Source organism: Ruegeria sp. N8 (assembly GCF_056531325.1).
The window spans coordinates 60,366-83,437 of the sequence record NZ_JBQFLQ010000004.1; the positions used below are offsets into that span (position 1 = coordinate 60,366).

22 protein-coding genes are annotated in these 23,072 nt (G+C 58.5%); 7 read left to right on the plus strand and 15 right to left on the minus strand.

The genetic code is table 11. From position 1 onward, the window contains the following. The first annotated feature begins 87 nt into the window (after positions 1–87). Genes ACR0C5_RS10140 through ACR0C5_RS10155 form a run of 4 tightly spaced genes read left to right on the plus strand, consistent with a single transcriptional unit; the run spans position 88 to position 4,954 of the window. Positions 88–1,383: a flagellar hook protein FlgE gene (locus tag ACR0C5_RS10140; protein ID WP_480876293.1), complete on the plus strand. Its 1,296-nt coding sequence runs from the start codon at positions 88–90 to the stop codon at positions 1,381–1,383. Positions 1,384–1,401: 18 nt separating this feature from the next. Beyond that, complete coding sequence (gene flgK / locus ACR0C5_RS10145; protein WP_480876295.1) at positions 1,402–2,853, plus strand: flagellar hook-associated protein FlgK; 1,452 nt, start codon at positions 1,402–1,404, stop codon at positions 2,851–2,853. Positions 2,854–2,855: 2 nt separating this feature from the next. Continuing rightward, positions 2,856–3,863 (plus strand): flagellin, encoded by a 1,008-nt coding sequence (locus ACR0C5_RS10150; protein ID WP_480876297.1) that lies wholly within the window; start codon positions 2,856–2,858, stop codon positions 3,861–3,863. Next, on the plus strand, positions 3,860–4,954 hold the full coding sequence (locus tag ACR0C5_RS10155; protein WP_170771031.1) for a flagellar basal body P-ring protein FlgI: 1,095 nt from the start codon (positions 3,860–3,862) through the stop codon (positions 4,952–4,954). Before ACR0C5_RS10150 ends, ACR0C5_RS10155 begins: the two co-directional genes overlap by 4 nt. Positions 4,955–5,010: 56 nt before the next feature. Here the strand turns inward: ACR0C5_RS10155 and ACR0C5_RS10160 are convergent, their stop codons facing one another. From ACR0C5_RS10160 to ACR0C5_RS10195, 8 genes are read right to left on the minus strand one after another with little or no spacing between them, the layout of a single operon-like run. Further along, on the minus strand, positions 5,011–5,658 hold the full coding sequence (locus ACR0C5_RS10160; RefSeq protein WP_480504199.1) for a DUF1523 family protein: 648 nt from the start codon (positions 5,656–5,658) through the stop codon (positions 5,011–5,013). A gap of 11 nt (positions 5,659–5,669) precedes the next feature. Continuing rightward, positions 5,670–5,936 (minus strand): hypothetical protein, encoded by a 267-nt coding sequence (locus ACR0C5_RS10165; RefSeq protein WP_170790109.1) that lies wholly within the window; start codon positions 5,934–5,936, stop codon positions 5,670–5,672. Beyond that, positions 5,937–7,274 (minus strand): DUF6638 family protein, encoded by a 1,338-nt coding sequence (locus tag ACR0C5_RS10170; protein WP_480876299.1) that lies wholly within the window; start codon positions 7,272–7,274, stop codon positions 5,937–5,939. Further along, complete coding sequence (locus ACR0C5_RS10175) at positions 7,271–8,143, minus strand: hypothetical protein (protein WP_480876301.1); 873 nt, start codon at positions 8,141–8,143, stop codon at positions 7,271–7,273. Before ACR0C5_RS10175 ends, ACR0C5_RS10170 begins: the two co-directional genes overlap by 4 nt. Then, positions 8,140–10,071, minus strand: coding sequence for an AAA family ATPase (locus tag ACR0C5_RS10180; RefSeq protein WP_480876302.1), 1,932 nt, complete (start codon positions 10,069–10,071; stop codon positions 8,140–8,142). The genes ACR0C5_RS10175 and ACR0C5_RS10180 overlap by 4 nt, the downstream gene beginning before the upstream one ends. Before the next feature lie 57 nt (positions 10,072–10,128). Beyond that, a complete protein-coding gene (locus ACR0C5_RS10185; RefSeq protein ID WP_480876304.1) occupies positions 10,129–11,250 on the minus strand; it encodes a hypothetical protein in 1,122 nt (373 codons plus the stop codon). Continuing rightward, positions 11,250–11,552, minus strand: a complete 303-nt coding sequence (locus ACR0C5_RS10190) for a hypothetical protein (RefSeq protein WP_170657833.1) — start codon at positions 11,550–11,552, stop codon at positions 11,250–11,252. The genes ACR0C5_RS10185 and ACR0C5_RS10190 overlap by 1 nt, the downstream gene beginning before the upstream one ends. Positions 11,553–11,566: 14 nt before the next feature. Continuing rightward, positions 11,567–12,649: a hypothetical protein gene (locus tag ACR0C5_RS10195; RefSeq protein ID WP_480876306.1), complete on the minus strand. Its 1,083-nt coding sequence runs from the start codon at positions 12,647–12,649 to the stop codon at positions 11,567–11,569. A 270-nt stretch (positions 12,650–12,919) separates the two neighbouring features. On the opposite strand from ACR0C5_RS10195, the gene ACR0C5_RS10200 reads away from it, so the two are divergent. Next, positions 12,920–15,103, plus strand: coding sequence for an esterase-like activity of phytase family protein (locus ACR0C5_RS10200; protein WP_480876308.1), 2,184 nt, complete (start codon positions 12,920–12,922; stop codon positions 15,101–15,103). Positions 15,104–15,176: 73 nt separating this feature from the next. Here ACR0C5_RS10200 and ACR0C5_RS10205 read toward each other — a convergent pair whose 3' ends face one another. From ACR0C5_RS10205 to ACR0C5_RS10235, 7 genes are all read right to left on the minus strand, one after another. After that, the gene (locus ACR0C5_RS10205) at positions 15,177–15,419 is read right to left on the minus strand and encodes a glycine zipper 2TM domain-containing protein (protein ID WP_170771051.1); all 243 of its coding nucleotides are present in this window, start codon (positions 15,417–15,419) and stop codon (positions 15,177–15,179) included. 255 nt (positions 15,420–15,674) lie between these two features. Beyond that, complete coding sequence (locus tag ACR0C5_RS10210; protein ID WP_170771055.1) at positions 15,675–16,142, minus strand: Hsp20 family protein; 468 nt, start codon at positions 16,140–16,142, stop codon at positions 15,675–15,677. Positions 16,143–16,265: 123 nt separating this feature from the next. Beyond that, on the minus strand, positions 16,266–17,078 hold the full coding sequence (locus tag ACR0C5_RS10215; RefSeq protein ID WP_480876310.1) for a trypsin-like serine peptidase: 813 nt from the start codon (positions 17,076–17,078) through the stop codon (positions 16,266–16,268). Continuing rightward, positions 17,075–17,863: a trypsin-like serine peptidase gene (locus ACR0C5_RS10220; RefSeq protein WP_480876312.1), complete on the minus strand. Its 789-nt coding sequence runs from the start codon at positions 17,861–17,863 to the stop codon at positions 17,075–17,077. The genes ACR0C5_RS10215 and ACR0C5_RS10220 overlap by 4 nt, the downstream gene beginning before the upstream one ends. Positions 17,864–17,974: 111 nt before the next feature. After that, on the minus strand, positions 17,975–19,297 hold the full coding sequence (gene glcF / locus ACR0C5_RS10225) for a glycolate oxidase subunit GlcF (protein ID WP_170771060.1): 1,323 nt from the start codon (positions 19,295–19,297) through the stop codon (positions 17,975–17,977). Positions 19,298–19,301: 4 nt separating this feature from the next. Beyond that, complete coding sequence (locus tag ACR0C5_RS10230) at positions 19,302–20,402, minus strand: FAD-binding protein (RefSeq protein WP_480876314.1); 1,101 nt, start codon at positions 20,400–20,402, stop codon at positions 19,302–19,304. 66 nt (positions 20,403–20,468) lie between these two features. Beyond that, a complete protein-coding gene (locus tag ACR0C5_RS10235) occupies positions 20,469–21,908 on the minus strand; it encodes an FAD-linked oxidase C-terminal domain-containing protein (protein WP_170771064.1) in 1,440 nt (479 codons plus the stop codon). Between the two features lie 82 nt (positions 21,909–21,990). On the opposite strand from ACR0C5_RS10235, the gene ACR0C5_RS10240 reads away from it, so the two are divergent. Both ACR0C5_RS10240 and ACR0C5_RS10245 read left to right on the plus strand, forming a co-directional pair. Further along, positions 21,991–22,689, plus strand: a complete 699-nt coding sequence (locus tag ACR0C5_RS10240) for a DUF599 domain-containing protein (RefSeq protein ID WP_170771067.1) — start codon at positions 21,991–21,993, stop codon at positions 22,687–22,689. 35 nt (positions 22,690–22,724) lie between these two features. Further along, positions 22,725–23,072, plus strand: a complete 348-nt coding sequence (locus ACR0C5_RS10245) for a hypothetical protein (protein WP_170786363.1) — start codon at positions 22,725–22,727, stop codon at positions 23,070–23,072.

Sequence of the window (23,072 nt, forward strand, 5' to 3'; positions counted from 1 at the left end):
TAGGACGCATTTTACCTGTTAGCGCGCTGTTAAGGCCCAGCGCGTTAGCTGTTGCATCAAGAATTGACGCAACAGAAGGGCGTGCCAATGACTATTTCTTCTTCGCTGAATGCCGGTGTGGCCGCATTGAAGGCCAATGCCAACCGGCTGGCGACCATTTCCGACAACATCGCGAACTCATCGACTTTCGGGTACAAACGGGTCGAGACGGATTTTCATTCCATGGTCACGTCCGGTCAGGGGGGCAGCTATTCCGCGGGGGGTGTCCGCACCACCAGCCAGCGTCTGATCGACCAGCGCGGCTCGCTTGTGACCACCAACAATTCGACCGATCTGGCCGTACGCGGGCGTGGGATGCTGCCGGTGCGGCCCAGCTCGCAAATCGCGAGTGGCTCGAATGAGATGTTGCTGACCACTACGGGCTCGTTTCGCACCAACGAAGAAGGGTATCTGGTCACGGAATCCGGACTGGTGCTGCTGGGCTGGCGCGCCAATCCAGATGGCACTATCCCGGCTGTACCGCGCGACACGCCCGCCGCGCTGGAACCGATCCAGCTGAGCGTCAACCAACTGTCCGGTGCGCCGACCACACAGATGAACCTGCGTATGAACCTGCCCGCCACGGCCACGGATGCCGGGGCGCCGGGGGACACTCAGCCCCTGTCGGTCGAATATTTCGACAATCTGGGAAAATCGGAAAGCGTGGATATTGAGCTGGTCCCAACCGTTCCCGCTGCGGGCAGCAGTAATGAATGGACCATGATCCTGCGCGATTCGGCATCGGGCGGTGCAATTGTCGGGGAATACTCCCTGACCTTCACCGACAGCCGTACGGCGGGCGGGACTCTGGCCAGCGTCACGGCGGTGTCCGGTGGGGCGTATGACCCGGCGACAGGCAGCCTGATGGTGAACGTGGCAGGGGGGCCTATGGAGGTCAATATCGGTCAGATTGGCGACGCCGATGGCATCACGCAGTTGTCGGATACGTTTGCTCCGGTCTCGATCACCCGCGATGGCTCGGCGGTTGGAACGATGACCAGCGTTCAGGTTGACGAGAACGGATATGTCTACGCGTTTTATGACACGGGCGTCAGTCGCCGCATGTTCCAGATCCCGCTGGCGGATGTGCCCAACCCGAACGGGCTGACGGCACTAGACAGCCAGACCTACGCGCCCTCACGCGAAAGCGGGACCTTTTTCCTGTGGAACGCGGGCGAGGGTCCCACCGGCGATCTGGTCTCATTCGCGCGCGAGGAATCCACGACAGATGTGGCGACCGAACTAACCTCGATGATCCAGACGCAAAGGGCTTATTCCTCAAGTGCCAAGGTGATCCAGACGGTGGATGAGATGCTTCAGGAAACCACCAATATCAAACGATAACCCAGGGGGATCTGTCTCATGAACATGTCGACAGCCTTGAACAACGCCATCGGCGGCCTGACCGCCGCCAGCCGCGGCGCCGCAGTTGTCTCCGGCAACATCGCCAATGCGCTGACACCGGGATACGCGCGCAGGTCGCTGGAACTGACGACCAACACGATTTCCGGCCACGGCGTTCGGAGTGTCGGCGTGGTTCGGCACCAGGACCCGGTCCTGACGGCCAATAGGCGAAGCGCGGACGCGGATCTTTCCCTTCAAACAGCTGTTTCGGGGTTTCATACTCAACTCGAACGTCTGGTGGGCGGACCCGAAGATTCGACCTCGCTTGCGGCTAGGCTTGCCGATTTCGACGGCAGTCTGATTACCGCCGCCAGCCTACCTGATTCGTCCGAACGGTTGGATCAGGTGGCGCGTACGGGGCGCCATCTTGCAGACAAATTGAACGCGACCTCGGAAGGGTTGCGTCAGATGCGATCGGACGCCGATCGCGCAATCGGCAAACAGGTGGACAGCCTGAATCAGACACTCAAAGATCTGGAAGAGATCAACGCCAAAATCCCCGCCGTGAAATATTCGGGGGGCGACATCGGCGCGCTTCTGGATCAGCGCCAAGTACTGATTGATCAGGTGAACCAGATCTTACCCGTCAACGTCGTGCCGCGCGCGAATGATCAGGTATCGATCTATTCTGACGGCGGCTTGATCCTCTTAGAGGGCAGCGCGGCCGAGTTCTCTTACACCACGACCGGTGACACCAAGCCCCATATGACCGTCGACAACGGGCTGCTTTCGGGTCTGACACTAAACGGTAACTCGGTTCGAACATTAGGCGACAACGCGCAGATCCGAGGCGGCGCACTGGCCGCGCAGTTCCATATCCGCGACGCGCTTGCAGTTGAGGTTCAGTCCAATCTGGACACGGTGGCCCAAGACCTGATCGACCGGTTCGAAACACCGGGGCTGGACCCCACCGCCCTCCCAACTTACGCAGGGGTGTTTACGGATGCAGGCAATCGGTTTGACCCGGCTGCTCCGGCTGGACTTGCGTCGCGAATCAGTCTGAACCAAATCGTCGATCCTGATGCGGGCGGCCAAAGCTGGCGGCTGCGCGCGGGGCTTGGGGCGGCGGCTCCGGGTGATCCGGGGGATGCCGCGCGATTGCGTGCGTTCAGCGCCATCCTCAGTGCGGCCCGGCCGGTTGCAAACCCGGTTTTCGGCACCGGAGATATGCGCGCCTCGGACTTGACCGAAGCGCTGATGTCCAAAACCGGGGCCGACGCGCATACGGCCAATCAGCGTCTGGTTTTCGCCAACAGCACGCAAGAAGAGATGACCCGGATCGAAGCCGAGCAGGGCGTCGACACGGATCAGGAATTACAGCGCCTCATCCAGATCGAGCAGACCTACGCCGCCAATGCGCGGCTGATCTCGGTAGTGGATGAGCTGATGGAAACCCTGTTGAGGTTGTAAGAATGAGTCTGACGTCTATCGGAGATCTGGCGCGGGGTTTGACGTTGAAAACTCGCGCGACCGACATCAAAAACCAGATCGAAACACTGTCCTACGAAATGGCCACCGGCAAAGTGCAGGATGTATCGGGCCGTTTGGACGGAGATTATTCGCATCTCTTGGATCTGGATCGCAGCCTTGCCCGACTTGATGCCTTTCAGGTCGCCACGTCCGAGGCCGGGTTGTTCACCGATGCCATGCAGCTGAGCCTGACAACCGTTGACCATTCCGTCTCGGAAATCACTGCATCTCTGCTGTCATTCGGAACATCCAACCAGGCCGTGACCCACGAAAACGCCTCGGTTCAGGCGCAGAATGAGTTGGACACGGTTATTTCTGCGCTGAACACGCGGGCGGGCGGGCGCAGCCTGTTTTCCGGAACGGCGACCGATGTCTCTCCTTTGCCGCCGGCGCAAACCCTGCTGGCCGCGCTCAAGACCGAGCTAACCGGGGCGGTTACAGTGGCCGATATCCGTCAACGCGCCGAGGATTGGTTCAACGATCCGGCAGGTTTTGATGCGGTGATCTATCAGGGCTCTGCAACGACGCTGTCCCCAATGCAAATATCGGAATCAGAAAGCGTCAGAGTCCCGGTGACGGCAACCGATCCTGCGCTCAAGGCGGCCTTGCGCGATATCGCTGTTGCGGCGGCTGTCGCCGACCCTGCCTTGGGAATTCCACGGGATCAACGAACAGATCTCTTCAAGCAACTCGGGGTTGATCTGGCCAATACCCAGAACGAAACCGTCAATCTACGGGCCAGGGTCGGTGTGGCCGAGGCGCGGATTGAACAAGCCGCCACACGCAACAATGCCGCCCGGACCAGTCTGGAATACAGCCGCAACAAACTGATCGCCGCAGACCCCTATGAAACGGCGGCACAGCTGCAAACAGTCCAGTTCCAGTTGGAAAGCCTGTATTCCGTCACCGTCCGCAATGCAAATCTGTCACTGGTAAATTTCCTGAGATGAGAGTTCTTGTTTTCCTTTTAATGTTGCTGCCCAGCCTGGCATCTGCGGGGGCAATCCGCCTGAAAGACCTGGTGGATTTCGACGGAGTGCGCGGCAACGATCTGGTCGGTTATGGTCTTGTGGTCGGGCTGAACGGAACCGGGGATGGGCTGCGCAACTCGCCGTTCACCGAAGAGATCATGTCGAACATTCTGGAACGGCTGGGCGTGAACGTCACCGGTGAAGATTTTCGTCCCAAAAACGTAGCGGCTGTGCTGGTGACAGCCAGCCTGCCGCCATTTGCGCGGGTAGGTGGGCAGATTGACGTGACAGTCTCTGCCATAGGGGATTCCAGCAGCCTGTTGGGTGGGACATTGATCATGACCCCGCTGAACGCCGCCGACGGGCAGATCTATGCGGTCGCGCAGGGTACAGTACTTGCGGGCGGTGCCTCGGCTGAAGGTCAGGCCGCAACCGTGGTGCAAGGCGTGCCGACCGCGGGCGTGATCCCTTCGGGTGCGCGGGTGGAACGGGAAATCGACTTTGATCTGTCGACCCTGACACAGATGCGATTGGCCCTGCGCGAACCGGATTTCACCACCGCAGGCCGGATCGAAGTGGCAATCAATACCGAATTCAACCGACCTGTTGCCATCATGCGGGATTCGGGCACCGTTGAGCTGAACATCGCCGCCACTCAGGCTATATCAACAGCACACGCGATTGGCCGGATCGAGAACATCCTGGTCGAGCCCGAAACAAAAGCCCGCGTGGTCGTTGATCAAAGGTCAGGCACAATCGTAATGGGACAAGAGGTGCGCATTTCGCGCGTCGCAGTCTCGCAAGGAAACCTGACCCTAACGGTCGAGGAAGCCCCAATTGCGATACAACCCAACCCATTTGCCCGGGGAGAAACTGTTGTGGTGCCCCGCACGATCGCCGGGATCGAAGAGGAAGAAGGCACGGGATTGGCCGAAATTCCCGAGGCGACAACCTTGTCCGAGGTTGTCGCCGGCCTGAACGCGCTTGGTGTGTCGCCGCGTGACATGATCGACATCCTCAAGACAATCAAAGCCGCTGGGGCGCTCCACGCGGAATTTGTCGTTCGCTAGATGTACAAGGGTCTGCTTCGGCAAAGAATGGCAGCAGACCCGGTATCTGGAATACGTTACTTCGATTTCCAGGTATTCAGCCACTTTTTGAAACGGCTGCTTTGTTCGCCGATCGCGTCGCCGGCAGCGTAGAGCCCATCCTCAACATTCTCGATCACCGGATCGACCCGCGCCGCGCGGAAGCGTCGCCAGCGCACCCAAATGGCCCAGATCAGCGCTGCGAGCACCGTCAGAAAAATGATGTTGAACCAGGGGATCAGGCGCACATCCGGGCTGTCGACGGGGCGTACGGAAACAGCGTTGGGAAAGATCGACATCAGCTGATTGCGCCAGCCATAGTGGCGCAAAACCACCCATTGCGGGTTGTCTGCTGTCGAAACAAGGTTGGTCAACTCGGCCTGCAAGTTGGAACTATCCAACTTGAAATAGGGTGGCCAGCCCCAACCGGTATCTTCGTTGCGATAGACGCGCGGCTTGCCGTTGGGGCGGAAGGTTTCGACAAAGCGCACGTCGCGGTTGACGGTCTGCGCACCTTCTTGCCCGGTGTCCTGCTGCGCCCAAAAGATCGAATTCTCACCGAAATCGACGCGCCGCACCTCGGTCTTCACGATACGCACCACATCCTGTTGTGGCAGAGTGTATTCCAAAACCGAGGCAATCAGCCCCCAGAACACAATGATGAACGCCCATTTGACATAGACCATCTATCCGGTCCTCACATGAAATTTGTTATATAGATCAACAGGGCAATCGCCCCAAGCGGGATGACGTAGACACCCAACAACAGTTTCTTGCGAAACGAGTTGTCATACTGCCGCATCCCACGTTCAAGAAATGCGTCACGATCACCGCGCAACCCTTTCTTTTCCCAATGGGCAATCAGCTTGCGGCGACGCACCAGACGGGAATAGATCGACAGCCCAACATAGATCACGGTCAGGACAATCAACAGGGGGATCAGAAATCGTATCGCGACGAACATTCACCCTCTCTCCAATGCGCCCCAGGGGCCGACCCGCGCAATCACCGCCTCACTGACCCGGTCCTGGCCGCTCATGTCGGGCTCATGCCCAAACAAGGCGGCGCGAGCCCCGGCCTTGTCCACCTGATACTCGCGCGCGAGAAAGTCGGCAACATAGGTTTTCTTGTTCTCAGGCCAGGTTTTGTAGGTGCTGTAGAACAATTCCTTGTGGCAGATGAACAACTGGCGCGGGTCTAACGGGGCCAATTCGGCCAGCAGCATATTCACCAGATCCCGATGCGGGGTGTCCTTTGCGCGCAGGGTGTAGAAATAGGCCGGATGGTCCGAAGTGATTCGCGGCCACGGCCCGCCATCGGTCGCCCAGCGCAGCAATTGCGCCAACCCGAGATAGGCCTCGGGCAGGTGGTCGGCGTGGTTTCGGGCCAGACGACGCATGTCGCGGCGCTCCAACCCTGTCAGATCAACCCCTGAACCCGCAGCCGCCGCCACGGTCAGAAAATCCATCTTTTGTTGCAGAATGGCGGCGGAATCCACGCCGCGCGCCTCGATGACCGTTTCGACAAGATTGTTGTAGCCCAGAAACTTGGCGATCTGATTGCGCTGCGATTTGTGGAACACATACTTCATCGACAGATCGTCAGGCGTATCACCCATACAGATCGCCGCCGGATGGTCGAGGTCCGGAAAAAGGTAAAGCCCGCCATAATGCGCGGTCCAGAAATTCGGCTGCTCAAAGGCTGTGTGGCGCAGCCGAACCGGGTTGCGGGTGACGTCACCGGTGTCTTTGGCGGTATCGATCATCTCGGCAATCAGAACATCATCGAACCAGGCGTCCTGTTCGGTCTTGAACCGTTCGACCAAACCCGCAAGCTGTTCAGCCTTGCGCAAGGTGCCGCCGACCGTATCGGCCTCGATCTCAATCTTGCGCAGGTTCAGCAGATCATTGGGCGTGCTGAGTTTGAAGACCGAGTTCACCAGCTCTCCGGCCACGGCATCGGTGGCGGTCAGGGCGAACAACTGCGCCTCGTTCATCTCGATAAACTCGCGCAGAATGTCGCGCGAGGTCGAGAATTTGACGTTCAGCAAAGGCGCGCGTTTCTGCTCGGTCGTCAGCAGGATGAACTGCCGGTTCACCCCGTTTGGATTGAGGTAGAGCGGGTCGTCCAATTCCTGCCCGATCTCTGGGGAATAGCCCGAGATATCCACGTGGAAATCCGTCAGCTGAGTGGCCTTGCCCGCCAGATGCTGCAACGCGCGGTTATACCGCTCGACCAGAGCCGGGCTGGAGATGTGGACGAGATTGCCAAACATCAGGCCTTTTTCGATGAGGCGGATCATGGGCGATTATTCCAAAGGCTGTCTTCTGAAAGAAGATCAGAGAACGCCATCATAGCAGCATCAAAATGCAGTATTTCCAACTGTATGCACTCTGCTTGCGAGAGATCAGGTTTAAGTTCTTCGATCTGCCTATAAACACTTAGAATATCACTGTATTTTTCATCGTATTCAGCGCTAGTCTCGATTGTGTCTAGATCGAAACTTGAAAAAATGTCCTTGCAGACGTCCACGCAGGAAAGGTTGAAGCTCTTGACTAGCTCAACCGGATCTGAAGTCTCTCTGGAAATACGGAGTATCGCAGCTGCGCGTTGGTCATCTACAACAGGATTTGTTAGTTTAGCCTCCCAATACAGGTCACGAAACGGAAGTCGTTCAATCATATCCGCAGATTGCTCGACCAATTTGTACAGTACCTTCCTTGTCCTCTCTTCTTTGCGGGCCTGTTGCTCGTCTTCGAAGATTTTTGCCTGCGCCTCCAATGCTGCTGCCATTTTGGCAGACTCTCGCCGCGTCAATCTCAATTCCTGTCGTTGCGCAGCGAGTTCTTTGCTTTGGAGCATTACAGTTACGATGATCCAGAGGAATGCTAGGCCGCTCGCCAGCCCAGCAAGAGTGTCACCCATTTCATTTGCAGGAGCATCCAAGACTGAAGCAAATCTAGTTTCGCAACCAAAAAAGCCGCATGTGTCGTCCACTGCGAAAGCGACAACAATGACTATAAATACCAACGTCGCAGCAAGCCCAAATTTAATAAGACTATCGACAGTCGCCCAGTAGCGTCGGGAGTACCTGTAAACGAATTTGTCGTCCTTGTCGTGAAGCGTCCACCAAAAATAGGCGTAAATCACCCAGACTGCTATTCGGTTCACCCCTTCCCCTCCAAATACCGCCGCTTGGCCTCTTCCATCCGGCCCATCTCACGCACCGCGTTCTCGATGGCGACCTCATCGCTCTTGTCGGCATAGCGGAACTCGCTGTCGGCGTAGCGGTTGATCTCTTGGATCACCATTTCCACCGTAATCGGCTGACGCAGGTCCTCGATCATCGCCTTCTTGGTGTCGTAGTCGCGGAACAGGAACAGGTCGGGGTTCTCCATCCACTCATCGGGTAGTTCGAAATCCATCGCGCGGACCTTGATCGCGTCGGTGATGTTCTTGATCGCGCGACCGGTGAAGCGTTCGTCCGCCTGTTGGATCGCCTTGAGGTAGGTGCCCAGCTTGGCGATGGTATCCATCTGGCCGACCTCGCCGGACACCCGGTCATAGACCTGCAGCAGAGCATCCTCATGCGGACGGGAGTGGCTTTCGAAACTGGCGGCAACGGCCTTTTTGATCTCCTGCGCGGCATAGGCGTCGTGCTCGCCCAGCGGGATGTCGTGGTTGCGGCCCATCAGCAGGTGCAGGATGTCGATGTAATCCTCGCGCGTTTGCGGCCCGTCCACCAGGAACCGCGCGCCCGCCCGCTGGCGCAGGGCGTCGTCCACATTCTCGGGGTAGTTCGAGAACATGCCAAAGGTGCAGTTGCCGCGCACGACGGTATTGGCGCCCGCAAAGCTCTCCATCAGCACCGCGGTGATTTCCAACTGCCCGGCCGAGGACTGCCGGTCGCCGCGTTTGCCCGCCAGTTGGTCGATGTCGTCGATGGTGCCGAAACCGATGACCGAGGGGTCGATGATCGTGTTGATAAACGCCTTTGCGTTCTGGCCGGATTTGCCCTGATAGCTGTCGATATTGTCGGTGCTCAGGTTTTGATAGCGGAACGGATAGCCTGCGTTCTGGCAATAGTCGTTGATCAACCCCGCCATCATCTGGATCAAGGTGGTCTTGCCGGTACCCGGTTTACCATCGCCCATGAATGTAAAGATGAACCCCCCAAGCTCAGCAAACGGGTTCAGGCGGCGGTCGAAATCATAGGCCATCAGCATCTTGGCCAGCTTCATAGCCTGATATTTGGCGATATGGTTGCCCACCACCTCGTTCGGTTTCTTGAACGTCATGGTCAGGGTGGAGGATTTGGCTTTGGACGCGGGTTCGAACCCCCGGATCGTCAAGTCATCCGCCTCGATATGCCAGGCGGCGTTCTGAAACGGGGCCATATGGCCCGCGGACTGCGCGCGCAAGGCGGCCTTGTCCATCAGTTGTTCGGCATAGGCGCTCGTGGCCGCGATCAGATGCGCATCATCGGGTGCGTGTTTTGCCAACACCTGATCCAGCTCCCACAGGGCACCATGCAGCGCAAGCTGACCATTGTCGGTCAGGACCTCTTCGATCTCGCCGAGGTCGACGGAGGTCTCGCCCAGATGCGAAGACATCAGATAGGCCAACGCATTCCCGAAGGTATGGGACGTGATCAAAGCCTCAGCCGTCAGCAATTCCGAAAACTCGCTCTTGCGCGCAGCGGGCAAATCCCCCGCCAGATTGGCGCGCTTCAGATCGGCCAGAGCGGTTTGCTCCGCATAAGCCTCGGCCACGGCCAGGGCGATGGCAATCGCGCGGCGCACAGCCTGCTGCGTCGTGGCCTGTTGCGGAGAAACCAACGCATCGCCATCATCCGCAGCCTCGATCCGCTCGACCAGATGCACCCCATCCACGCGCACGGTACGCCGAGTCACCAACCCCGGTGTGGTGGATCGAAACCGCCGCCCCGTCGACACGCCCGAGGACCGCTCGACCGCCGCCTCAACCGGTTTGGCAATCCGCGGCGCATGCTCGAACCCGTTCAGCAAGGCGGTCGCTGCCGGGTAATGCTTACGAATATCGTCTTCGCGCAATTCCATCTGATCTGACGTCAAACTCATCTCAAAAACTGCCCTTGCTTCTTCTGTTCAAAAATACCTCCGCCGGAGGCAAAAAATCTAATAGCGCAACACTTGCCCCGTCTTGCTGACAACGAATTTGCGCACGTCACCAAAGCCCGGCGGGTCGCGCTCTGCCAGAACCTGAAACGGGCGCTGAGGCAGGATAATCGACCGCTGCGTGCGCGTGGCCCCAGTCTCGGCCCCTTGCGTGCCGAACGGATCCAAAGCAAAAATCTCGCGCTCAACGGTCGAGAACCACCCGGCGCGTTCCTCGATGACATCTTCGCTTTCCAGCGCTTCGGTGGTCCATGCCAGCGCCCAATCCTGACCCTCTGGCGCTTGTGCATCCTCCAGCACCTGCCGCAGAGGGCCGGATTGCTCGGTATAGGCCGAGGAATACATCGGCCCCACATGAATGCGACGCAGGTGTTTGGGGTGCAGGTCGTCGAAATCCTGATCAAAGCCCTTGGCAATCGTTACCAGTTTCAACCCGCCCAACGATTGCGCCATCAGATGCGCCTGCACCTCCGGCCAGCGGCGTTGATCCTTGGGCAGGGCCGTCTTGCCGCTGTCCTCCAACTGCATCAGGTAGATGACCGGCAGGTTGATCTGGCTGTCATAGACCGCCCAGTGGATCATGAACTTGCGCCGTTCACCCTCATTCCCGATCCAGTGGCATTCGGGATCATTGCGGGCCCAGAACAGCTGACCTTTCAGCAATTCCTCGTAATAGAGCCTTTGGGACAGCGCGAATTGCAGCTTGGTCGGGATTTCGCGATCCCCGATGATGGTGCGCACCATGTCGGTTTTCAGATCAACTTCCGAGGGCATATTCGCCAGATGTACCTGCGCCTGCTGCGCGTCATTGGCCATGGTCAACAACTCGGCCGCCACCGGAAATCCGCTGTCGCGCTTGTCCATCGCAAGGCTGCCGAAGAACCGCCCCGTATCGCGCCCGACCAGCAGGTATTTCATGCTGAGCGCCCGGAAGGTGTAGAGCAGCCCCGAGAGGTAGCGCGACACGATCCGCACCTCTTGCTTGCTGATCGCGCCCTCGGCCTCCATCGTCGCGGCCACGCGCAGGAGGTGGACTGTAATCACCTCGAATTTGCGGAAGTAGCGCCGCGAGGCGAAAGTGTCGGTCAGGCCGACATGGTCTTGGGTGGGGTTAGTTTCCATTAGTCACCACCATCTCCGTCACCATCCTCGCCGCCCGAATGATAGCCATCATTTTCGTTGTGGAACGCAATTTCAGCGGAAACGGGGTCTTCTTTGCGATACAGACGATAGACGATATGACCGACCGCGAAGAAAACCAGCATACTCAACGCAATGACCCAATAGGATTCGGTGATCCAATACAGGACAACGCCAATCCCAATGGCGAACCATCGCGTGATCATTGCCGTCTCGACCCAATCCGGCAAATCAATGTCTTTCCGAGATAACGCCGGAGGAGGACGTCTTTCGCCGTCAAGCATAGCGGCGCCCTTCCTCAAGAGCCCCCATACAAATTCTTATCATGCTTCTCGACAATCGAGGCAAAGCGGCGGGCAAAGCGTTCATCCGCCTTGGCCTTTTTCTCCAGCACGTCGCGGGCAAAGACCATGTGATCCTCATGCGCTTCAAGCATGTCGGCCATCTTCTGGTTGGTCGCGGTGCCGATGGCGGCCATCGCCGTCTGAGCCTCTTGGTCGGTCTGCACGCCGATCTCGTTGATGCGGTGGGCCACGTCCTGCTGCTGCGCGGTTTTCAGCGATTTGGTCAGGGCGTCATACAGCACCACACGTTGTTGCGTGTCTGTCTGCAGCTTGTTGATCAGCACCATCTGCGTCGCCGCCTGGTTCTGCAATGAATCGACCCAGGTCTTGCCCTTTTCGATATAACGCTCCAGCGTCTGGGACTTGGCCAGCTTGACTTGTTCCTCCTGAACCTTGGCGTTGTATTGCTTGTTCAGCTCGGCCAATTCAGTCTCTAACTGGGTCCGCGCAGCGGCGTCCTGTTCGACGCTGATCTTGTTTTCCAGAGTGATAATGGTCGGGTCCATACCCTGAATCTCGGCCCGCAGCGATTCCAGCTCGGCCACGGTGGCCTCACGGTCGTCCAGAGTGCCGGTCAGGTTGTTTTCGACCTTCACTCGCTGTTCTTCCAGCACGGACAGCTGCCCTTCCAACAGCTTTACGATCACGTCCGATTTGGCGATCAGGTCCTGCAGCTTGTCGTCGATATTGGCGGTGCGCATCCGTTCCTGCCGCATCGACTCGGACTTGGCTTTGGCGAAAATGCCCACAAAGCTCTCCCACCCGGTTTTCGAGCGCATCTCGTCGAAATCCTTGGAGAACGCGTTGGTGACGTCATCCAGCCCCATAATCAGCTCAGCAATATTGGCGTTCATCACCTCGGTATGGGCATGTACGTCTTCAAGCGTGGCGTTTTCGATGTCGATATCTGCCTCGGCCGTGCCAATCTTGGCCCGCGCCGCGTCAATCCGCGAGGTCAGGCTTTCGATCTGCGACTGGCTTTCACGCACTTTCGTCTGCGTTTCTTCGATCAAGGCGTCAAATTGATGGTTCGACATCTGCTATCCCTTTTTTTGTTAAAATCCCCAATAAGATAGGCAATGTTACGCCTATTTACATCCCCTTGGGCGGAAAATTCCTGCAAAGACTGGCAAAAATACATGGCAAAAGATAGACCCTGCAATCTGGGCGCGACCTGAAACGAACAAACGCATCGCGGCAGCAAGAAGGCAGCCCATCTTGTCACCAATTTGAAACAAAACCGTCACGCCAGCGTAATGAACCGCGTCCATCCCCCCTTGCAACCAAGCAAGAGAGGATACCAACCGATGTCATTGCGCTGTGTCTGCCTGACATCTGCCTTGGCACTGACCGCCGGTCAGGCCGTGGCAGAGATGAATTTCAACCGAATTGCGTCATTTCCAGTTGTGAAGAACATGGCTGAGGGTGCGGATATGAACCGCGAAACCTCGCCTGAGATCATCGCGGCGACCGCAGATGGCATGACGCTGGTCTACACCGACAGCCCGCTGGGCGTGATCGGGATGGTCGACATCACCGATCCCGCGAACCCTGCGCCCTTGGGTGCGATGGAGGTTGGTGGCGAGCCGACCTCAGTCGGGATCGTTGGCGCAAATGCTTTCGTTGGCGTGAACACTTCGGACAGCTATACCGCCCCGTCGGGCAAACTTATTTCGGTCGATATCGCGGGAAAGGCGCAGACCGGCGCCTGTGATCTGGGCGGTCAGCCAGACAGCGTCGCCATCGCTCCCGATGCCAGCTTTGTTGCTGTGGCGATAGAAAATGAGCGGGACGAAGACCTCAACGATGGCATCATCCCGCAGCTGCCCGCAGGTGAGCTAGCGCTGGTGCCGCTAATAGATGGCGTGCTGGATTGCGCAGGCATGAAAATGGCCTCGCTGACCGGTTTGGCCGAGGTTGCGCCGACCGACCCCGAGCCCGAGTTCGTGGACATAAACAGCTTGGGTGAAACCGTCGTCACCCTGCAAGAAAATAACCACATCGCGGTTATTGCCAAAGATGGCACCGTGATCAGCCATTTCTCGGCCGGCAGCGTGGATCTGGAAGGCATCGATGCCACCGATGAACGTGGCGCGCTAATCTTCACCGAAAGCCAGCCGGGCCGCTTGCGTGAACCCGACGCTGTGAAATGGATCGACGACAACCACTTCGCCACTGCCAATGAAGGCGACTATGAGGGCGGCTCGCGCGGTTGGACGATCTTCCACAAGAACGGCACCGTTATTTACGAAAACGGCACCGAGTTCGAGAAAGCCATCATCCAGATCGGTCACTACCCCGACAAACGCTCGGACAGCAAAGGCGTTGAGCCGGAAAGCGTGACCGCAGCCACCTTTGGCGGTACTCCGATGATCTTTGTGGGGGCCGAGCGCGCCTCGGTCGTGGGGGTCTATGACGCCACCGACCCTGCGAGCCCGGTTCTGAAACAGCTGCTGCCCTCAGGCGTTGGGCCGGAAGGTTATGTTGCCATCCCCGAGCGCAATCTGCTGATCTCAGCCAACGAAAAAGACCTGATCGAAGATGGAGGCCCGCGTGCGCATGTCTCGATTTTTGAGTATCAGGCCGCCCCCGCCAACTATCCGCATTTGACCTCGGAAGGCGCGGATGAGCTGATCGGTTGGGGCGCCCTCTCCGGTCTGGTCGCGGATGAGGACGGCATGATCTATGCGGTCAATGACAGCTTCTACGGCTTCCAGCCTTCGATCTTTAAGATCGACCCTAGCCAGCAGCCCGCCCGCATCGTGGACGTGATCCGCATTCACCGTCAGGACGGCAACCCGGCGCAAAAGCTGGACCTTGAGGGCATCACGCTGGATGGCAAGGGTGGCTTCTATGTCGCGTCCGAAGGGCGGACCGACCGCGTTATCCCGCACGCGATCTACCACGTCTCTGCTGAAGGCAAGATCAAGGACCGCAAAGGCGAGATCGGCCTGCCGCCTGAACTGATGGCAGTCGAGAAGCGTTTCGGTTTCGAGGGCATAACCAAAGTCGGCGAAACCCTGTGGATGGCCGTACAGCGCGAATGGAAAGACGACCCGGAAAACCACGTGAAACTGGTCGCGTACAATCTGGACACCAAGGAATGGGGTGCAGTGCACTATCCCAAGGCTGACCCGGAAATAGGCTGGGTCGGTCTGTCGGAGATCGTGGCCTTTGGTGATCATGTCTATGTCATTGAACGCGACAACCAGCACGACCACCGCGCCGTGACCAAAAAGATCTATCGCATCCCGCTGTCAGAAATGACCCCTGCCCCGCTGGGTGGTGAGCTGCCAGTGGTCACCAAGGAAGAGGTCCGCGACCTGCTGCCAGACCTGACCTCAACGGGCGGCTACGTGCTGGACAAGATCGAAGGTCTGGCCATCCTGCCTTCGGGCGAGGCTTTCGTGATGACCGACAATGACGGCGTCGACGATGCCTCGGGCGAGACGATGTTCTGGTCGATCGGACAGGTGACGGCTGGGAACTGAAGCACATATTCCTAAATTATTGGCGCCGCGCAGGTAATGCGCGGCGCTAAACTTTTCAGCATGTAACTTTTCGTCAGTTGCAAGCCGACTGACCTGCATACATTCCAAGTCCGGCACCTGCCGCAGTCGCCAGTGTTTGACCTGACCCGCCGCCAAAGCGATTGCCGACAACGCCACCAAGAGCCGCGCCACCCAAAATACCTGCTGCGCAACGCGCATCGTGCTGGACCTGGGCCTGTGTTGGTGTCGTTGGCGCCCCGCACGCCGCTAACGCAAGCGTGCCCACAAGCAAGCAAGATACAGTTACTTTCTTCATTTCAGATTCCTTCCATTCACTCGCACTCAATTGTCCTTACTTTTGGTCATGTAAGACCCAACGAACCCCTACCCACCACGGAACTGACCCAGATCAAGACGGCTGGGTTCAAGTAGCTCGTTGAACATTCAACCTCTGCACTATTGCGCAGGATCGATATTGGTTTGGGGAACAACGCCCCGCGTCTGGAGGAACGCGGGGCGTGCAGTCTGCGATAGCCCCGAGAGGCAGGACTATCGCGGTGGTCGGACGGCCTTAGTTCACGGCTTTGGCGTCAACCACGTCCTTTTCGATGGCCTGACCAGACGAAATCTGAATCCGGCGCGGTTTGAGCGCTTCGGGCACCTCGCGCTTGAGGTCGATGTTCAGCATGCCGTTCTCATGGCTCGCACCGGTCACGCGGACGTGGTCAGCCAGTGCAAAGCGGCGCTCGAACGCGCGGGTGGCGATGCCACGGTGCAGGTAGGAACGGTCCTTGTCCTCGGCGGCTTTCTTGCCGGCCACGATCAGGGCGTTTTCCTTCACCTCGACCGACAGATCGGCCTCGGCGAAACCGGCGACAGCGACGGAAATCCGGTAGGCGTCAGCGTCGGTTTTTTCGATGTTATAAGGCGGATAGCTGGGCTGAGCCACGTCATTGGTCAGAACGCGATCCATCATGTCGGCGATCTGGTCAAAGCCAATGGTTGCGCGGTGCAGCGGAGCAAAATCAAAAGTACGCATGTGTCATATCCTCAAGTCTGAGCGATCTACGATATGCCCTCCGGTTCGGACGGGCGGTTTGCTGTATCAGGCCCCGTTCGTGGCGACCCGATACAGTTCACATGGGTAACGATTTGGCCGAGTTCAACCCCCGCCGGGGCTGATGAATTTCGCACCGGAATTGGACTTGCCCGACCCGACCTGTAGACGATTGATCGAGGCTTTGGGCTGCGGTGCGTCGCGGCGCAGATCGGCCTTCAGATCCGAGACAATTCCGGCCAGTTCCATGCCAAACCCAACCTTGCGGCCATTAACTGCGCCAACCGCCGAAACCACCGACAGAATCTGCCAGCGCGACCCTTTGCGCGCCAACAGGGCCGAGCCCGAAGACCCAAAGGTGATATCGCAGTTAAACAGGATTAGCCCCTGCACTCTTTGCAGAATATCGCAGGACCGTTCGCGGGTAATCGCCTCGGATCGACCCCGCCCGTACGAGGCCAGGCTGACCTCACCCCCCGTCACACGCCCGCTGTGCAAGGCAAAAGGGTCCGCAATGGAAAGAGGGATCGGTTGTTCCAGCTTCATCAGGGCAACGTCGGCCCGAACGCCAGCATTCGAAAGCGATGGATGCTTGGCATAGTCGGGATGAACTGCGATCTGTACAACCTTTCGGTCTGCCAGCGATTGCCCCTGACCTAGACCCGCGCGGAACGTCACTTGCCCCGGCGCATAGGGTCGGCCCGTTGCCCTATCCAGCGCACAATGCGCGGCGGTCAGTACAATGTCCTGCGCGATCAGGGTGCCAGTGCAAAAGCCTTGGGTTCCGATATCCAGACGCCCGACCGCTTCCCAACCATAGAGGTCTTCCCGGTCGGTCAGCTTGCGCTTGGCACTTTGGGCGCTTGCGGTTGTCGCCATCACCAGCAGACACAATAGGGTCGCAAGAATACGCGTCACGGTTTGACAAACCTCGCACCCACATTGTTGCGGGCCGCCCCTGGCGGCGTGTCGGCGATGAACCCGCGCCCGGCGGATAATTCACGGTGCAGAACATCCAGTGAATCCTCGACCGTTGTGCCCACGGCCACACGTTGGCCATTGAATTCGGCCTTGGCAGCCACGACCGAGACGATGCGCGGGCGGTCGCCTTCGAACGAAAACACAGGCGCCCCGGACGCGCCGAATTCCACATCACAGGACATCACCAAAACGTCCGAACGTCGGGTCATGACCGAGCAGACCTCTTGCAACGATGGCGCTTCAGCCCTGTCCTGCGCGTATGAGACCACGCCAACCTCTTCCCCTCGCGCCGGGCGTGCGCCGGTTTCAAACGGGATGACGGTGGTGTTGCGGATCGGTTGCCACAGCTCGACCAGCGCGATATCGCTGCCAATCCGGGCAGTGGAGTCCCCGCCAAACTGGTATTCGGGATGAATGACAGCTCGCCGCGCCGCCCGATAGGCCGACGCTCGACCCAAGCGCCATGCGGCTAGAAACTCGACATCTGACAAGTCCACGCGTTGGCCAGTAACCTTGTCAAACAAACAATGCGCGGCGGTCAGTACAATAGTCGGCGAAATCAGGGTGCCTGTGCAAAACCCGGCACCGCCGATATCCAGCCGCCCAACAGCCATCCACGCGCGCCCGGCATCGGTGGTTTCCAGGCTTTTCAACCTTGAATCCTGAGCCATTGCGGCCATGGGCATCAGCGCCAGTGCTAAGACCTTGATCCAGTTTCGCAAGCGGTTCTCCGGCGTAGCTTCGACTTATCCTCCTACGCAGTGCGTAAGGCGAAATTAGGGCGCTCGCTTGACAGCCGGGATCTGAACGCGACCGTAGTCGTCTTCAGACACCTACCTTAAGATCGGCACCTCGCGGTCCGGCCTGTGGTCCTGCTGCATGGCCCTTGGCAGGGGCCCTCCGGTCGTCCAGTCCAACAACTCGACCGTGTGCAGAATCGGAACCTCGGTAGCCGATCCGATCTGCATCATACATCCGATGTTGCCTGCGGCAATCACATCAGGGTTACCAGCCTCCAGCGTCCTGACCTTGCGTTGTTTGAGTTTCCCGGAAATCTCAGGCTGCATCAGGTTGTAGGTTCCGGCGCTGCCACAGCACAGATGGCTGTCCGCAGGTTCGACCACAGTAAACCCCGCACGTTTCAAAAGGTCCTTAGGATAGGTTTTGATTTTCTGACCATGCTGCAACGAACAGGCTGCGTGATAGGCCACAGTCAGACCCTTTTCGCCACCTTCGGGCATATCCAGCTGCATCAGTAGCTCGCTGATATCCATGGCAATCTCCGACACCCGCGCCGCATCTTTGGCCAACGCGTCATTGCGGAACATGTGCCCGTAATCCTTCACGGTCGTCCCACAGCCCGAAGTGTTGATGACGATGGCATCCAACCCATCCCCGTCCATCTCGGCCACCCAAGCGCGGATATTGGCAGCGGCTGCTTTGTGGCTGTCATCGGACTTGCCCATATGATGCGTCAGCGCCCCACAACAGCCCGCACCTTCGGCCACGACAACCTCACACCCCAGCCGGGTCAGCAAACGGATGGTTGCATCGTTGATATCAGTGTTCAGCGCCTTTTGCGCACATCCTGTCATCAGCGCCACACGCTTTTTGCGCGCACCGTTTGGGGCAAAGCTCTGCGGATCGTCGTTGCGACTGACCGGAGGGATATGTTTTGGCGCCATATCCAGCATCGCCCGCAACCGCGCATCTGGCATCAGGAATTTGAACGGACGGCCCAGCTTGGCCCCGATTAAAGCCCAGCGGAACCGCATCGGATAGGGCAGAATCTGCGCCAGCACCCAGCGCAGGGCGCGATCGGTGAAGGGCCGTTTGTAATTCTGTTCGATATATTCACGCGCGTGATCGACCAGATGCATGTAATGCACTCCGGATGGACAGGTGGTCATGCAGGCCAGGCAGGACAGGCACCGGTCGATATGTTTGACCGTTTTCTCATCCGGCACACGCTCGTTTTCCAGCATGTCCTTGATCAGGTAAATCCGCCCGCGCGGGCTGTCCAGCTCATCGCCCAGCACCTGATAGGTGGGGCATGTGGCGGTGCAAAACCCACAATGGACGCAGTTACGCAGGATCTCGTTCGAGCGCTGAATCGCCGGGTCTTGCAGTTGTTTTTCAGTGAATGTTGTCTGCATCTGTTTACCCCATCAGACCCGGGTTGAATAACCCGCGCGGGTCGAAACGCTGTCGAATGCCCTGTGTCAGAGCCTGAATTCCGGCGTTTTCCGGCTGAAACCGCCCCAGGGCCTCAACCGTTTCGGCATCGGCCCTGACCAGGGTCGCGTGACCTTCAAAAGCGCCGAGACGTGCGCGCAGGTCCGTGCCTTTGGGCACCAGCGCCCAGATCAGCCCGCCGCCCCAGTCATAGAGGGTTCGATCCGCTCCAATCCGCTGCGCAATCCCGGTCGCATCCGAAGGTTTGACCGAAATCCGCCACACATCCCCATCCACACCATGAAACGCAGATACGTCCCGAATGGCCTGCCACCGCTCGACCGAGCCATCGATCTCAGCAATCTCTCCGAAACCGGCCAATGTCGATTTCAACTGCTCAACACGATAGGCGACAGAGTCCGTGAACCCTTCGACCCTCAGAAGAACCCGCATCTCTTGCGGGTCATAGGCCGCACCCGACACTTCGAACGGGGATTTCAACGCCGCTGACATCACCGCAACAGCCGCGCTGACATCATCAGCGCGCAAGGCCAATGTCGCCACCGCCTCTGGCTTGGGCAGCACTTTCAGCGACACGTCGGTCAGAACACCCAACGTGCCCCATGACCCGCCCATCAGTTTGACAAGATCATAGCCGGTGACGTTTTTCATCACCCGCCCGCCATTCTTGACCACATGGCCCTTGCCATCGACATATCGCACGCCCAACAGGAAATCACGGCAAGCCCCGGCCTGAATGCGGCGCGGGCCTGAGATATTAGCGGCCACGACACCGCCAATGGTCGGCGCACCATTCGTGCCCAACAGACCGCGATGATCCATCGGTTCAAACGCCAATTGCTGCCCTTCGGCCTCTAACGCCGCCTCGACCTCGGCCACCGGAGTACCGGCCTGCGCCACAATCGTCAGCGCGCCGGGTTCATACAGGGAAATACCGCTCAGTCCGCCGGTTTCGATGGTCATCTCTGGCCCGCCGATCCCGCGGGATCCACCACCGGCAATTCGCACGGGGCCCTGCAGCCCGGCCACTATTTCGGCCAGTTCGGCCTCTGTTTCAGGTCTCATGACACTTCTTCTGTTCAAAAATACCTCGGGGGAATCGCGGCTTGCCGCGATGGGGGCAGCGCCCCCTTACTCGGCTGCAATCCGGCGCGCCTCAGACACATCCAGCGGGAACACCTTAGCTGGGTTCAGCAACCAGTTCGGATCAAACACATCCTTGATGGCCATCTGCGCTTCAAGGTCCGCTGGCGCGTATTGATGCAACATCAGATCCCGCTTTTCGATGCCCACTCCATGCTCGCCGGTCAGGCAGCCACCCACATCCACGCACAGCTTCAGGATATCCGCCCCGAACGCCTCGCATTTCTCAAGATCACCGGGCTTGTTGGCATCAAACAGGATCAGCGGGTGCATATTGCCGTCGCCCGCGTGGAACACGTTGCCCACCGGAAGGCCATATTCCTCGCTCAGCTCTCCGATACGGCGCAGTACCTGCGGCAAGGCAGAAACTGGGATTGTCCCATCGAGGCACATGTAATCGTTCATCTGCCCCATCGCGCCAAAGGCGGATTTTCGGCCCAACCAGATTTTCGCGCTTTCCTCAGCCGACTGACTTTCGCGCAGCTCGACCGGATTGTGACGCTTGGCAATCTCTATGATTTTGGACAGCTGATAGTCGATCTCGGCCTCTGATCCTTCGACCTCGACAATCAGCAAAGCATGGCAATCGGGATAGCCCGCCTGCGCAAAATTCTCACACGCCTTGATGCACAGTGTATCCATGAATTCGATCGCCACCGGCAGAATGCCCGATTTGATAATGTCAGAGACACATTGCCCGGCGACTTCGTTATCATCGAACCCCATCAGCACGGGCCGCGCACCCTCGGGCTTTCGCAGAATTCGCAACGTTGCCTCGGTCACAACGCCTAACTGCCCTTCCGAACCACAGATCACGCCCAGCAGGTCCAACCCGCCCGCGTCCAGATGCGCGCCGCCGATCTCGACCACGCTGCCGTCCATCATCACCATTTTGACGCCCAATAGATTATTTGTGGTCACGCCATATTTCAAACAATGCGCCCCGCCCGAATTCATTCCAATATTGCCCGCTATCGCACAAGCCAGCTGCGATGAAGGATCAGGAGCATAGAAGAAGTCTTCCGCCTCCACCGCGCCGGTCACGCTCAGGTTGGTGCGGCCGGTCTGCACGCGGATGATGCGGTTGTCATAGTCGGTCTCCAACACATCGTTCATCCGGGCAATGCCCAGAATAACACTGTCAGCCGTGGGCAACGCCCCACCCGCCAGCGAGGTACCCGAGCCGCGCGGCACCACCGGAACCCCCTCTTCACTGCAGATGCGCAGCACGTCCGAAACTTCGCCGGTCGTGGACGGCAGCACCGCCAGCATCGGAGGGCAACGATAAGCTGTCAGCGCGTCGCATTCATAAGCGCGCGTCTCGGCCGGGTCGTGAATAACGGCGTCTTCAGGCAGCACTTGCAGCAAACGGCGCAACACCGCATCCTTTCGGCGCAGAACGTCAGGGTTAGGCGTCGGCATTTCCATGGCTGATCCTCCAGTTTGGTAAAATAATATTACCAATTTTCCGATCTGGCAAGTTTTTCCCGTAAAACGTAGGGTCCAATGCATGTCCTGGATTTATCAATCAATGCCCTTCGCACCGTTGGATTTCGTCGGTATCGCCCTGCTGATCGGCGCGTGGCTGGGGATCGGCTGGCGGATCGAAAACCCGCCACCGAACAAGCCCTCGGTTGGAATGATCATGGACGACTACCGCCGAGACTGGATGAAAGAAATGGTGACCCGTCAGCCGCGCATGTTTGACGCGCAGGTCGTCGGCACGATGCGGCAGGGCAGCACGTTCTTTGCCTCAACCACGATGATTGCCATCGGGGGTGGACTAGCTCTGCTGGGCAACACAGAGCGCCTGGCCGGGCTGGCGCAAGATCTGGCTCTGGGAACCGCGCCCGCGCTGGTGTGGGAGGTCAAAATTCTTGTGATCCTGCTGTTTTTGGCGAATGCTTTTCTAAAATATGTCTGGGCACACCGGTTGTTTGGCTATTGCGCCGTATTGATGGCGGCTGTGCCAAATGACCCTGAAGAGCCCGCCGCCTATCCGCGCGCCGCCCAAGCGGCCGAGATTTGCGTCACCGCCGCGCGTAGTTTCAATCGTGGTCTGCGGGCGACCTATTTTGCGCTGGCTTCTGTTGCATGGATCTTGGGCCCCTATGCGCTGATTGCGGGCACGGTGATCACGCTGGCTATGCTCTATCGGCGTGAATTCGCGTCGCATTCCCGCACAATTCTCCTAAACACCGGATCGTGATCCCTCAGCTCACCACAAAAGGTTAAGTTCATATCATGAGATATCTTGTTCTGAGCGCCCTTCTGGCAACTCCGGCCCTTGCAGATGACCCCGTGATCGAAGCCGTCACCGCGAAATCAAACGGTGGCACATGGCGATTCGATGTGACCGTCTCACATCCTGAAACCGGATGGGATGACTATGCAGATGGCTGGCGTGTGCTGGATATGGAGGGGAAAGAGCTGGGACTACGCGTGCTGCATCACCCGCATGAGAATGAACAGCCCTTTACGCGCTCACTAAGCGGTGTGGCGATCCCGGCGGGCACGTCGCAAGTGCAGGTACAGGCCCGCACCAATACCGATGGCTGGGCCAAAAATACCTTTGTGGTCGACCTGAACTGA